Genomic DNA, 12,748 nt, shown 5'->3' with positions numbered 1-12,748 from the left:
CACTTGGATTGGGGCCAGTATAGTACGGCGACACATTCAAGGGTAGCCGTCGGTCCGTCAGCTGCCGCGCTGTCCCAGATCGCCCCACAGCCATTGGCACAGGGCAAGCGCCGCCACCGGGGCGGTTTCCGTGCGCAATACCCGTGGTCCCAGGGCAGTGGCCAGAAAACCGGCCGCCTCCGCCTGCGCGATTTCCTCCGCACTGAGTCCGCCTTCCGGCCCGATCAACAGCGCAAGGTCGGTGGGGGTGTGCAAATCGGTCAGTGGCCGTGCGGTGCGGTGGTGGAGCACCAGACGGGTGTCGCAGTGCTGACTGAATGCGAACCATTGGCTCAGCGTCATCACCGGGTGGATCTCGGGCACCACCGCACGGCCACACTGCTCGGCGGCACTGACCGCGACGGCCTGCCAGTGGCGGATGCGCTTGTCTTCCCGGTCTCCCTTGAGACGCACCTCGCAGCGTTCGCTGGTGAGCGGCACAATGGCGGCCACCCCCATCTCGACGCTCTTCTGAATGGCGTAATCCATGCGGTCGCCCCGGGAGAGGGTTTGCCCCAGGGTGATCCGCAGCGGCGATTCGGACGGATTGGCGGTGGCGGAGCGCACCTCAGCAGACACCTGCTTCTTGCCCACGTCACTCAGGGTGGCCGCGTAGTCGTGGCCATCCCCGTTAAACAGCCGCACCTCCTGACCGGGCTGCATCCGCAGGACCCGGCCAATGTGCTGTGCGGCGTTATCGTCGAGCACAACGGTCAGCCCTGGTGCGAGGTGTGAAGCGGTATAAAATCTGGGTGCGCGCATGGTTGTTAATCCCGGACGGCAATCTCGATCCCTTCGGTGGCCACCTGGGCCAAATGACGGATCTGATCTTTAGTGATGATGTAGGGGGGCATGAAATACACCACATTGCCCAGTGGACGCAACAGCGCCTGACGTGTCAGTGCGTGCTGATACACCCGCACACCCCGCCGCTCCTGCCAGGGGAAGGGGGTTTTACTGGTTTTGTCCTTCACCATCTCGATCGCCAGCGTCATACCGCACTGGCGGATGTCGCCCACATTGGGGTGGTCTGCGAGGTGGGCGACCGATTCCGACATACAGGCTGACAATTCCCGGTTGCTTTCGATCACCCGGTCGTCACGGAAAATGTCCAGGGTGGCCAGCGCCACCGCACAGCCAATGGGGTTGCCGGTATAACTGTGGGAATGCAGGAACGCCTTGAGGGTGTTGTAATCGTCGTAAAAGGCGTCGTACACCTTATCGGTGGTCAGCACCACCGACAGAGGCAGGTAACCTGCCGTGAGCCCCTTGGAGAGGCACATGAAATCCGGGGTGATGCTGGCTTGTTCGAGGGCGAACATGGTGCCGGTGCGGCCAAAGCCGACCGCAATCTCATCGGCAATCAAATGCACGTGGTAGCGGTCACAGGCTTCCCGCAATTTGGTGTGGTAAACGGGGTGGTGCATGCGCATGCCGCCGGCGCATTGAATCAGCGGCTCGACCACCACCGCACAGATCTCCTCATGGCGTTCCGCGAGAATCTTTTCCATTTCGGCAAACTGGCGCAGCGCGTAGCTTTCTTCGCTTTCACCCGGCTCCCGGTGGTAGGCGTCAGGGGACGGGGCGGTGATCACGTCCATCAACAGGGGGTGATAGGTTTCCTTGTACAGGGCGACGTCCCCCAGCGCCAGGGCTCCGAGCGTCTCACCGTGATAACTGTTGCTCAGGTTGACGAAGTTTTTCTTGGCGGGCTGGCCACAGTTTTTCCAGTAGTGGTAACTCATCTTGAGCGCGGCTTCCACTGCGGACGAGCCATTGTCGGCGTAAAAACACTTGTTCAGACCCGGTGGGGTGACCTCGATCAGGCGCTCCGACAACCGGACCACCGGCTCGTGGGTAAAGCCTGCCAGAATCACGTGCTCCAGCTGTTCGATCTGCTCCACAATGGCGGCATTGATGCGCGGGTTGGCATGACCGAACAGGTTCACCCACCAGGAACTCACTGCGTCGATGTAGCGGTTGTTCTCGAAGTCTTCCAGCCACACCCCTTCGCCGCGCTTGATGGGCACCAGAGGAAGTGACTCGTGGTCTTTCATCTGGGTGCAGGGGTGCCAGACAGATTTCAGGCCTCGTGCGACGAGATCAGCGTTACCCATGGACATGAACATGTCTCCTGTAGTGCCGGATAGTGGAACAGACAACGGGGCCGCATGTTTCGGCGGTTACCCCCTGAAGGTGAGAGAGGTTAACACGCCGGATGGGTCCCCGCTATGTCAGTGCTGCAACACCCGCGACAGGAACGCCTGGGTGCGCTCGTTCCGGGGCCGGTCGAACACCTCTTGGGGGGTGCCTTGTTCGACAATCTGGCCTTCGTGAATGTAGATGACCCGGTCGGCGACTTCCCGGGCGAAGCCCATTTCGTGGGTTACCACCATCATGGTCATGCCTTCCCGGGCCAGTTCCCGCATCACATCCAGCACTTCGCCGACCATTTCCGGATCCAGCGCGGAGGTGGGTTCGTCAAACAGCATCAGGCGGGGTTCCATGGCCAGGGCCCGGGCGATGGCCACCCGTTGTTGCTGCCCGCCCGACAGCTGCGCCGGGTACTTGTCCGCCTGGTCGGCGATGCCGACCCGGTTCAGCAGGGTGTCAGCGATCCGGGCGGCGTCGGTGGGCGAAGTGCCTTTCACCTTGGTGGGCGCCAGCATGATATTGCGCTTGACGGTCAGGTGCGGGAACAGGTTGAACTGCTGAAACACCATGCCTACCTGCTTGCGAATTTCGTACAGCTCTTTCTGGTTGCCACCCTTGGGGGTCAGGGTGCGCTGGTCGACGGTCAGGGCCCCGGTTTCATACTCCTCCAGCCCGTTTACGCAGCGGATCAGAGTGGATTTTCCGGAGCCACTGGCACCGATAATCACCACCACCTCGCCGGCTTCCACGCTGAGGTCAATGTCCTTGAGGACATGCAGCTTGCCGAAGTATTTGTTCATGCCCTTTATTTGCACGATCTGTGTCATTCCAAACCATTCCTTCAGACAGAAGCGAGGCCGCGGCGTTCGTAGGCGCGCAGCACCAGCGATAAGGACAGGGTAATCACCAGGTACATGATCGCCACCACAAAATACACCTCAAACGCGGTGAACGTGTTGGCGATGTAAACCTGCCCCTGGCGCACCAGTTCACCGACACCGATCACCGAAAACAGCGAGGTATCCTTGATGCTGACAATGGCCTGGTTACCCAAGGGCGGAATCATTCTGCGAAACGCCTGCGGCCAGATGATGGTCCAGAAGGTCTGGGTGCGTGACAACCCCAGCGAGAGACCGGCTTCGCCCTGGCCCTTGTCAATCGACTGCACCCCGCCACGGACCACTTCGGAAATGTAGGCGCCGGAGTTCAGTGCAATGGCGGCCGTACCCGCCACCAGCGGATCAATGGGGCCGCCGATGATGTCGGGCAGACCGTAAAAGATAAACAGCACCTGCACCAGAATGGGGGTGCCGCGAAAGATTTCGATGTAGGCCACCGCCGGCCACCGCAACAGCCAGCGCTTGTTGATGCTGAGCAGGCCAAAGAAAATACCCAGTACGAAACCGATGGCGAGACCACCAAAGGAAATCATCAAGGTGTAGGGAATGCCTTTCAGCAGGAAGGGAATGGCATCAATGGCCGCCTGCCAATCGAATTGGAACGCCACGTCAAAGTTCTCCTCGGGCTATAACAACAACGCCGGGGTTACTGCTTCCCCGGCGTGAGAAACTTGATGATCACTTGGCGCTTGGCAGCGGGCCAAACCATTTTTCGTAGATCGTTTTATAGGTGCCGTCGTCACGGATGTCCGCCAGGGCGGCGTTGACCTTGTCCACCCAGTTGCTGCCTTTGCGTAAGGCAATCCCGTACTGCTGGCCTTCGTACAACGGGCCGACGGTTTTCACTTTGCCGTCACCCTTGGTGCGGGCAAAGTAACCCACGTTGGGCGAGTCGTAGAAGACCGCGTCCATGCTGCGGGACATCAGCGCCATGTACATGTCCGAACTGCCCGGGTAGGGGGTGACACCGCCATTGTTGTCCAGGTTTTTCATCAGGAAATCGTAGCTGGTGCTGCCGATTTTGGTGCCGATTTTCTTGCCGTCCAGATCCTCAAACTCGGACACCTCGTTGTTGTCTTCCCGGACCAGAATGCGAAGACCGGAGTCGTAGTAGGGATCCGAGAAGTCGACGATTTTGCCGCGCTCTTCGGTGATGGTGATGCCGGCGATGGCAATGTCGACGTTACCGGTTTGCAGGGCGGGGATGATGCCGTTGAAATCCATGGTCTGCAGCTGGTAGTCAAAGCCGGCACGCTTGGCGACTTCGGCAATGATTTCCATGTCGAAACCGATCATTTCGCCGGTTTCCTGGTCCATCATCTCAAACGGCACAAAGCTGGGGTCGGTCACCACGCGCAGGGTTTCAGCGCTGGCGGTGCCCATCGCAAACGTCAGTGCCAGGCTCGCCCCCAGGGTTTTAATCCATGTCGTGCGCATACGTACTCCTATTGTCATTGTTGTAACGCGCCGGTCGCCGCCAGGCGGTCAATCCGGTGAGCGTCTGTGGGTCTGCGTCAGAGACACTTTAGACTATTACCGAGGTGGGGGGGCAAAATCAAACGTCTGAGGGAAAATAACACTAATTAAATCAGTAGCCGGCGGGACAGACGCAGTCTGCCCCGCCGGACGAGGCGGGCCGGGATGCTCAGAAAGCGATTTTTTCCCGGTCGGCCAGGCCGAGATTGTTCCAGATGCTGACACTGGGTTCGGCCTGGTTGAGGGTGTAGAAATGCAGGCCCGGTGCGCCGGCGTCAAGCAGCTTTTGGCACATGTCAGTGACCACTTGCTCACCAAACTGGCGAATGCTGGTGGTGTCATCGCCATAGGCTTCGAGTTGCTTGCGAATCCAGCGCGGAATTTCCGCCCCGCACATTTCGGAGAAACGCACCAGGTTGGAAAAGTTCATCACCGGCATGATGCCGGGGACCACCGGGATGGTGACGCCCATTTTCTCCAACCGGTCAATGAAGTAGAAGTAACTGTCCGGGTTGAAGAAGTACTGGGTGATGGCACTGTTGGCTCCGGCCTCGACCTTGCGGGCGAAGTTTTTCAAGTCGTCCTCGGCACTGCGGGCCTGCGGATGAAATTCCGGGTAGGCCGCCACCTCCAGGTTGAAGGTGTCGTCGCTGTGTTCACGGATGAAACTGACCAGCTCATTGGCATAGCGCAACTCGCCGGAGGCCCCCATCCCGGAGGGCATGTCGCCGCGCAGGGCGACAATGCGGTTGATGCCGTGATCACGGTAGAGGTCCAGCAACTCGGCAATGCTTTCCCGGGTGGCGCCCACGCAGGACAAGTGCGGCGCGGTGGAGACCCCCTGCTGGTGCAGATTGAGCACGGTCTCCACCGTTCTCTCCCGGGTGGATCCTCCGGCACCGAAGGTGACCGAGAAGAAGTCGGGGTGCACCGCGGCGAGTTGGTCGCGCACCACCTGCAGCTTCTCCCGGCCCTGATCGGTCTTGGGCGGGAAAAACTCGAAGCTGAAGCGCCGTTTGAATTGTTTTTGCGATTGCATGTATCTGGTTCCGATCAGTATTTGTAGCAGTCAGGCTTGTAGGGGCCGTCTACGGATACGCCAATGTACTGGGCCTGTTCCGGGGTCAGTTTGGTGACCACCCCACCGAAACCTTCCACCATGGCGCGGGCCACTTCTTCGTCCAGATGCTTGGGCAGCACCTGCACATAGATGCCTTTGGCGCGGGCCTCTTCCGGCAGGTCGGCAAATTTGCGCTCGAACAGGTAGATCTGCGCCAGCACCTGGTTGGCAAAGGAGCCATCCATGATCCGCGAGGGGTGGCCGGTGGCGTTACCCAGATTCACCAGGCGGCCTTCCGACAGCAGGATCAGGTGGTCGTTGGTGGCTTTGTCCCGGTACACCACGTGCACCTGCGGCTTGACCTCGTCCCACTCCCAGTGCTCGCGCATGTAGGCGGTGTCGATTTCGTTGTCGAAGTGACCGATGTTGCACACCACGGCGCCGGATTTCAGCGCTTTCAGCATGTGCGCGTCGCACACATTGACGTTACCGGTGGTGGTCACCAGCAGGTCGGTGTTCTGCAGCAGCGCCCGGTCAATGCCGGCTTCGGTGCCGGTATTGATGCCGTCGATGTAGGGTGAGACCACCTCAAAGCCGTCCATGCACGCCTGCATGGCGCAAATCGGGTCGGCTTCGGTGACTTTGACAATCATGCCTTCCTGGCGCAGGGAGGCTGCCGAGCCTTTGCCCACATCGCCGTACCCGATGACCAGTGCTTTTTTACCGGCCAGCAGGTGGTCGGTGCCGCGCTTGATGGCGTCGTTCAGACTGTGGCGGCAGCCGTACTTGTTGTCGTTCTTGGACTTGGTGATCGCGTCGTTGACGTTGATCGCCGGCACCTTGAGGGTGCCCTTGTTGAGCATTTCCTGGAGGCGGTGCACACCGGTGGTGGTCTCTTCGGTCACACCGTGGCAGTTGGCGAGAATGTGGGCGTACTGCTCTTCGTGCAGCAGGGCGGTCAGGTCGCCGCCGTCGTCGAGGATCATGTTCGGCTGCCAGCCTTCCACATCGGCGCCGATGGTGCGTTCCAGGCACCAGACGTATTCTTCTTCGGTCTCGCCTTTCCAGGCAAACACCGGAATGCCCTGGGCGGCGATGGCGGCTGCGGCATGGTCCTGGGTGGAGAAAATGTTGCACGACGACCAGCGCACCCGGGCGCCCAGTTCCACCAGGGTTTCAATCAGCACCGCGGTCTGAATGGTCATGTGGATGCAGCCAAGAATGTTGGCACCTTGCAGCGGCTGTTCGGCTTTGTACTTGGCGCGCAGCGCCATCAATGCGGGCATTTCGCCCTCAGCGATTTTGATTTCTTTGCGGCCATAGTCCGCCAGAGAAATATCCGCGACCTTGTAGTCGGTGAAGTTGTTCAGCTGTTCCGCTGGAATGCTCATGGTGTTCTCCTGTTGGCCGGGTCTGGCGGAGCCAGCCCCCGGCGCACTTGAATTGAGGGGTGTCGGGGACGCCTGTGGCGATCAGATGCCCGCGGCGCTTTTCAGGGCGGCGGCGCGATCCGTTTGTTCCCACGGAAAGGCAGTGAAGGTGTCCTTGCCCACCGTCATTTCGACCGGCTCGCGCCCGAAGTGACCGTAGGCGGCGGTGGCCCGGTACATCGGGTGCAGCAGGTCGAGCATGCGGGTAATGGCGTAAGGACGCAGATCAAAGTGTTCCCGCACCAGGGCCACTATGCGGCTGTCGCTGATTTTGCCGGTGCCGAAGGTGTTGATCGCGATCGAGGTCGGCTGCGCCACGCCGATGGCGTAGGACACCTGGATTTCGCATTTGTCGGCCAGACCGGCGGCGACAATGTTCTTGGCAACGTAACGGCCGGCGTAGGCCGCGGATCGGTCCACCTTGGAGGGGTCTTTGCCGGAGAACGCGCCGCCGCCGTGGCGGGCCATGCCGCCGTAGGTGTCCACAATGATCTTGCGGCCGGTCAGACCGCAGTCGCCCACCGGGCCGCCAATCACAAACTTGCCGGTCGGGTTGATGTGGAACTGGGTTTCCGCGTGCAGCAGTTCCGAGGGGATGGCGTGCTTGATGATCAGTTCCATCACCGCTTCCTGCAGGTCTTTCTGGCTCACGTCGCCGTCGTGCTGGGTGGACAGCACGATCGCGTCGATACCGGCGACCTGGCCGTTTTCATAGCGGCAGGTGACCTGGCTCTTGGCGTCCGGCCGCAGCCAGGGCAGCAGGCCGCTCTTGCGGGCTTCCGCCTGACGCTCCATCAGCCGGTGGGCGTAGGTAATCGGCGCCGGCATCAGTACGTCGGTTTCGTTGCTGGCGTAACCGAACATCAGGCCCTGGTCGCCGGCACCCTGATCTTCCGGTTTCTGGCGGTCAACGCCCTGGGCGATTTCGACCGACTGTTTGCCAATGATGTTGATGATGCCGCAGGTGTCACCGTCGAAGCCCACTTTGGAGGAGGTGTAGCCGACGTCCTGGATGACCCCGCGCACCAGTTCTTCCAGATCGACCCAGGCGGAGGTGGTGATCTCACCGCCAATGATCGCTACGCCGGTTTTTACCATGGTTTCACAGGCGACGCGGGCGTGCGGGTCTTCCTGCAAAATGGCATCCAGTACGGCGTCCGAAATCTGATCCGCCAGTTTGTCCGGGTGGCCTTCAGAGACCGATTCAGAGGTGAAAATGCTGTAGTCAGTCATGGGGTCTTGGCTCCTGAAAAATGTATTCGCAACTAGTGCTTAATTTGTGGATACGACGGCATTGATTATTCACTGGCTGAGCCCTTCCAGAACTCCCGCACCTGGATCTGGAAGCCGTTGCGCAACCCTATAAACAGGGTCTCGCCCGCACTGAGACCGGCGGCCGAGGCCCATGCGGTCAACTCCTCCGGCTCGAATCCGAGCCACAGATCACCGCAGTTTTCCCTTGCCCAGGTCTGGTCGTGCCGGCACAGGTCGCTGATCACCAGACAGCCGGCATCGGTCAGCAAAGCGGCCGCATCCAGAAAGATGTCCGCCGGACTGGGCACGTGGTGCAGCACCATGTTGGCCACCACCAGATCGAAGCGCTCACTGTGGGCCAGCAGGGTGCCGGTGACCCCTTCCACCAGGGTGACATTGCCGAGCCCCTGTTCCTGGCAGGTGAGGGTGGCCTTGGCCAGCATGTCCCGGGAGTTATCCAGCGCCACCACCTGGTCGCAGATGTCGGACAGCACCGCCAGAAACCCACCTTCGCCGGGGCCGATCTCCAGGGCCGTGTGCCATTGCTGCTGCAGTGCACGCTGGCGGATCAGTTCGGCGGTGGGCTCGGCGTAGAGCTCAAAGGTGGCGATCAGCTCCTGTTGCTCGCGAAACTGTTCGGCGTGACGGGAAAAGAACGCCTGCGACTGGCTGGCCCGTTGTTGACGGATCTCTTCGAGCTTGTCCTGCAGGTGCGCGGGCAGGGGCGTGTGATCCACGGTTTCAAAAATGTGCCGGATGGTCTGATCCGCCAGTTTGCTGCTTTCCAGGTGCAGGGGGCGTCGGTAAAAAATCGCATTGCCTTCCCGCTGGGGTTCCAGCAAGCCGGCTTTGGTCATCACCTTCAAATGATGGCTCATGCCCGACTGGCGCATCCCAAACAGCTGGCTCAGTTCGGTAACGCCAAAGGTGTCCCGGCGCAGCACCCGCAGGATTTCAAGGCGCAGGGGGTCGCCGCTGGCTTTGTAGACCGGGGCCAGGCAGTTCACAGTGGGCGTTGAGGGCGATGAAGTTGTCATGGGTAGGGATTCTAGGGGATAAGCGGGCGTCGCACAATAACAATATCAAAAAAAATTGATATAGGTTTTCGGAGGGTGGGGAAGCGGGTGTATCGGCAATCCGCAGCATGAGAATTGTGGATACGATTTGCCCGGGGGTCGCTAATCGGCGAAAATACGCGCCTGAGTTTACGCGTCACTTTTTTCTTACCTTCAAAAGCCAGTGGAGAACAGTCAATGCCCTCTCGTAAAGATCTCGCCAACGCCATTCGCGCGCTGAGCATGGATGCGGTTCAGAAAGCCAATTCCGGCCATCCGGGCGCACCTATGGGTATGGCGGATATCGCCGAGGTTCTGTGGAATGATTACCTCAGCCACAACCCGGCCAACCCGAACTGGGCGAACCGTGACCGCTTCGTGATGTCCAACGGCCATGGGTCTATGCTGCAATACTCGCTGCTCCACCTGAGCGGCTACGACCTCTCCATTGAAGACCTGAAAAATTTCCGCCAGTGGGATTCCCGCACCCCCGGTCACCCCGAATACGGCTACACCGCCGGCGTGGAAACCACCACGGGGCCCCTGGGGCAGGGGATTGCCAACGCGGTCGGCTTTGCTTTGGCTGAAAAAGCGTTGGCCGCCGAATTCAACCGTCCGGGCCATAACGTGGTGGATCATTACACTTACGCGTTTCTGGGCGACGGCTGCCTGATGGAAGGCATCTCCCACGAAGTGGCGTCTCTGGCGGGTACTCTGGGGCTGGGCAAGCTGGTGTTCTTCTGGGACGACAACGGCATTTCCATTGACGGCAAGGTAGATGGCTGGTTCACCGACGATACACCCAAGCGCTTTGAGTCCTACGGCTGGCAGGTGATTGCGGGCGTGGACGGCCACGATGGCGAAGCGGTACGTGCGGCGGTCGAACAGGCCCGCGCCAACACCGAGCAGCCGACCCTGATTTGCTGCAGGACCGTCATCGGTTTCGGGTCGCCCAACAAGCAAGGCTCTGAAAGCAGTCACGGCGCGCCTCTGGGGGACGATGAAATTGCCCTGACCCGCAAGCAGCTGGGTTGGGAGCACGGCCCGTTTGAGGTGCCAGCCGACATCTATGCCGCCTGGAACGCCGTCGAAAAAGGGGCCGCAGCAGAGCAGGCCTGGAACGACACTTTCGCTGCCTACGAGCAGGCCGAGCCGGAACTGGCGGCTGAGTTCAAACGCCGCATGGCGGGCGAGTTGCCGGCCGACTTCGCCGCCAGGGCGCAGGCGTATATTCAGGACTGTCAGGACAAAGGCGAAACCGTGGCCAGCCGCAAGGCGTCCCAGAACACCCTCAACGCCTATGGTCCGATGCTGCCTGAGTTGCTGGGCGGCTCGGCGGATCTGGCCGGCTCCAACCTGACCATCTGGAGCGGCAGTCAAGGCATCACCAAAGAAGACGCCAGCGGCAACTACATCTATTACGGGGTGCGTGAATTCGGCATGGCGGCGATCATGAACGGCATCGCGCTGCACGGCGGATACGTGCCCTACGGTGCCACCTTCCTGATCTTCATGGAATACTGCCGCAACGCCGTGCGCATGGCTGCACTGATGAAACAACGGGCCATCTACGTGTTCACCCACGACTCCATCGGTCTGGGCGAAGACGGCCCCACTCACCAGCCCATCGAACAGCTGGCCAGCCTGCGTACCACACCGAACATGAGCACCTGGCGCCCCGCCGATACGGTGGAATCGGCCATCGCCTGGAAAGCGGCTCTGGAGCGCAACGACGGCCCGACGGCGCTGGTATTCTCCCGGCAGAGTCTGGCCCATCAAACCCGTGACGCCGAGCAGCTGGCCAATGCAGCCAAAGGCGGTTACGTGCTGTCAGACAGCGAGGGTACCCCCGATCTGATCCTGATCGCCACCGGTTCTGAAGTGGGCCTGGCCCAGGACGCTGCCGCCGCCCTGCGCGAACAGGGCAGCAAGGTACGCGTGGTGTCCATGCCGTCGACCGATGTGTTTGACGCCCAGAGCGCCGAGTACCGACAGCAGGTACTGCCCCTCGAGGTCAGCAACCGGATCGCCATTGAAGCGGCCAGCACCGACTACTGGTACAAGTACGTGGGCCTCGACGGTCGCATCGTCGGCATGACCACTTTCGGCGAATCGGCCCCGGCCGGCGATCTGTTCCGCGAGTTTGGCTTCACGGTCGACAACGTGGTGGCGGTTGCCCAGGAACTGCTGGAAGCCTGATGAGCCGCCCTGCACCCTATCGTCTGGCCATTAACGGTTACGGTCGTATCGGTCAGTGTGTGCTGCGTGCCCTGTATGAAAACGGCTACCGCGATCACCTTCAGGTGGTCGCGATCAATGAGCTGTCGGATCTGGACACCATTGCCCACCTGACCAAGTACGATTCAACCCATGGGCGTTTTCATGGCGAAGTGGCGGTCAAAGACGGCGCGCTGGAAGTGAACGGGGACCGCATCGAGGTGATACGGCACCCGGAGCCCGCCGACTTGCCGTGGCGTGAGCTGGCAATCGATCTGGTGCTGGAGTGTTCCGGGGCGTTCACGGATCGCGCCACCGCCGAACTGCACGTGCAGGCTGGCGCCCGGCGTCTGCTGTTCTCCCAGCCTGCAGAGGCGGACGTAGACCGCACCGTGGTGTACGGGATCAACGAACACAGCCTCAGCGCCGATGACCGCATCGTCTCCAATGCGTCGTGCACCACTAACTGCATCGTCCCCTTGATCAAGGTGCTGGATGACGCGCTGGGGGTGGAGTTTGGTACCACCACCACCATTCACGCCGCCATGAACGATCAACCGGTGATTGACGCTTACCACCAGCAGGATCTGCGCCTGACCCGCAGTGCCCTGCAGAACATCGTCCCGGTGGATACCGGCCTGGCCCGGGGGATCGAACGCTTGCTGCCGCACCTGAAGGATCGCTTCACGGCGGCGGCCATGCGCGTGCCCACCACCAACGTGTCCATCATCGATATGACCCTCAACGTGCGTGCGCAGACCACCGTGGCCAAGGTAAATGAGTTGCTCAAGCAGGAGTCCAGGAATGGCCTCAAGGGGGTACTGGGGTACACCGACGAATTGCTGGCCAGCACCGACTTCAACCACGACACCCATTCAGGGATCGTGGATGGTGGCCTGACCCGGGTGTCCGGTGGCCAGATGGTCAAGGTCTTTTGCTGGTTCGATAACGAGTGGGGCTTTGCCAACCGCATGCTGGATGTCAGCTCGGTGTGGCTGCGGCGGGCGGGCTAATCCTTGCCCCTCTCCCGCAGAGAACATCCTCGGGGACAGACTTAAGTCTGTCCCCGACATTTTTAGCCCCTCGCCCCCGGCGGGAGAGGGGTTGGGGAGAGGGGGTGGGCGGTCCGACGACTCGGAGAGGGGGAAGACCCCGGTTACACAT

11 protein-coding genes are annotated in these 12,748 nt (G+C 60.8%); 2 read left to right on the top strand and 9 right to left on the bottom strand.

What is annotated here, in order from left to right:
* Positions 1-57: 57 nt before the first annotated feature.
* The 9 genes from BG841_RS02810 to BG841_RS02770 all read right to left on the bottom strand — a co-directional run bounded on the left by BG841_RS02810 (position 58) and on the right by BG841_RS02770 (position 9,349).
* The gene (locus tag BG841_RS02810) at positions 58-801 is read right to left on the bottom strand and encodes a 16S rRNA (uracil(1498)-N(3))-methyltransferase (RefSeq protein WP_070056267.1); all 744 of its coding nucleotides are present in this window, start codon (positions 799-801) and stop codon (positions 58-60) included.
* Positions 802-806: 5 nt separating this feature from the next.
* Positions 807-2,156 carry an adenosylmethionine--8-amino-7-oxononanoate transaminase gene (locus BG841_RS02805; RefSeq protein WP_070058657.1) on the bottom strand — a complete coding sequence of 450 codons (1,350 nt, stop codon included), beginning with the start codon at positions 2,154-2,156 and terminating at the stop codon, positions 807-809.
* Between the two features lie 117 nt (positions 2,157-2,273).
* Positions 2,274-3,020, bottom strand: coding sequence for an amino acid ABC transporter ATP-binding protein (locus tag BG841_RS02800; RefSeq protein WP_070056266.1), 747 nt, complete (start codon positions 3,018-3,020; stop codon positions 2,274-2,276).
* A 14-nt stretch (positions 3,021-3,034) separates the two neighbouring features.
* Positions 3,035-3,700: an amino acid ABC transporter permease gene (locus BG841_RS02795; RefSeq protein ID WP_070056265.1), complete on the bottom strand. Its 666-nt coding sequence runs from the start codon at positions 3,698-3,700 to the stop codon at positions 3,035-3,037.
* A 70-nt stretch (positions 3,701-3,770) separates the two neighbouring features.
* Positions 3,771-4,529 (bottom strand): transporter substrate-binding domain-containing protein, encoded by a 759-nt coding sequence (locus BG841_RS02790; protein ID WP_070056264.1) that lies wholly within the window; start codon positions 4,527-4,529, stop codon positions 3,771-3,773.
* A 208-nt stretch (positions 4,530-4,737) separates the two neighbouring features.
* Positions 4,738-5,607 carry a methylenetetrahydrofolate reductase [NAD(P)H] gene (gene metF, locus BG841_RS02785; RefSeq protein ID WP_070056263.1) on the bottom strand — a complete coding sequence of 290 codons (870 nt, stop codon included), beginning with the start codon at positions 5,605-5,607 and terminating at the stop codon, positions 4,738-4,740.
* A 14-nt stretch (positions 5,608-5,621) separates the two neighbouring features.
* A complete protein-coding gene (ahcY, locus tag BG841_RS02780) occupies positions 5,622-7,019 on the bottom strand; it encodes an adenosylhomocysteinase (protein WP_070056262.1) in 1,398 nt (465 codons plus the stop codon).
* A gap of 81 nt (positions 7,020-7,100) precedes the next feature.
* Entirely contained in the window at positions 7,101-8,291 is a 1,191-nt protein-coding gene (gene metK, locus BG841_RS02775) for a methionine adenosyltransferase (protein WP_070056261.1), read from the bottom strand.
* 65 nt (positions 8,292-8,356) lie between these two features.
* On the bottom strand, positions 8,357-9,349 hold the full coding sequence (locus tag BG841_RS02770) for a metalloregulator ArsR/SmtB family transcription factor (RefSeq protein WP_070056260.1): 993 nt from the start codon (positions 9,347-9,349) through the stop codon (positions 8,357-8,359).
* A 216-nt stretch (positions 9,350-9,565) separates the two neighbouring features.
* On the opposite strand from BG841_RS02770, the gene tkt reads away from it, so the two are divergent.
* On the top strand, positions 9,566-11,566 hold the full coding sequence (tkt, locus tag BG841_RS02765; RefSeq protein WP_070056259.1) for a transketolase: 2,001 nt from the start codon (positions 9,566-9,568) through the stop codon (positions 11,564-11,566).
* Positions 11,566-12,597, top strand: a complete 1,032-nt coding sequence (locus tag BG841_RS02760) for a type I glyceraldehyde-3-phosphate dehydrogenase (RefSeq protein WP_070056258.1) — start codon at positions 11,566-11,568, stop codon at positions 12,595-12,597. Before tkt ends, BG841_RS02760 begins: the two co-directional genes overlap by 1 nt.
* Positions 12,598-12,748: the final 151 nt, after the last annotated feature.

This window comes from Marinobacter sp. X15-166B (genome assembly GCF_001752365.1).
GTDB lineage: Bacteria > Pseudomonadota > Gammaproteobacteria > Pseudomonadales > Oleiphilaceae > Marinobacter.
This window is presented reverse-complemented; position numbering and strand designations above follow the sequence as displayed.

Bases quoted from the DNA above. Each gene is read 5' to 3' on its own strand.
- BG841_RS02810 (WP_070056267.1), bottom strand. From the start codon at position 801: ATGCGCGCACCCAGATTTTATACCGCTTCACACCTCGCACCAGGGCTG.
- BG841_RS02805 (WP_070058657.1), bottom strand. From the start codon at position 2,156: ATGGGTAACGCTGATCTCGTCGCACGAGGCCTGAAATCTGTCTGGCAC.
- BG841_RS02800 (WP_070056266.1), bottom strand. From the start codon at position 3,020: ATGACACAGATCGTGCAAATAAAGGGCATGAACAAATACTTCGGCAAG.
- BG841_RS02790 (WP_070056264.1), bottom strand. From the start codon at position 4,529: ATGCGCACGACATGGATTAAAACCCTGGGGGCGAGCCTGGCACTGACG.
- metF (WP_070056263.1), bottom strand. From the start codon at position 5,607: ATGCAATCGCAAAAACAATTCAAACGGCGCTTCAGCTTCGAGTTTTTC.
- ahcY (WP_070056262.1), bottom strand. From the start codon at position 7,019: ATGAGCATTCCAGCGGAACAGCTGAACAACTTCACCGACTACAAGGTC.
- metK (WP_070056261.1), bottom strand. From the start codon at position 8,291: ATGACTGACTACAGCATTTTCACCTCTGAATCGGTCTCTGAAGGCCAC.
- BG841_RS02770 (WP_070056260.1), bottom strand. From the start codon at position 9,349: ATGACAACTTCATCGCCCTCAACGCCCACTGTGAACTGCCTGGCCCCG.
- tkt (WP_070056259.1), top strand. From the start codon at position 9,566: ATGCCCTCTCGTAAAGATCTCGCCAACGCCATTCGCGCGCTGAGCATG.
- BG841_RS02760 (WP_070056258.1), top strand. From the start codon at position 11,566: ATGAGCCGCCCTGCACCCTATCGTCTGGCCATTAACGGTTACGGTCGT.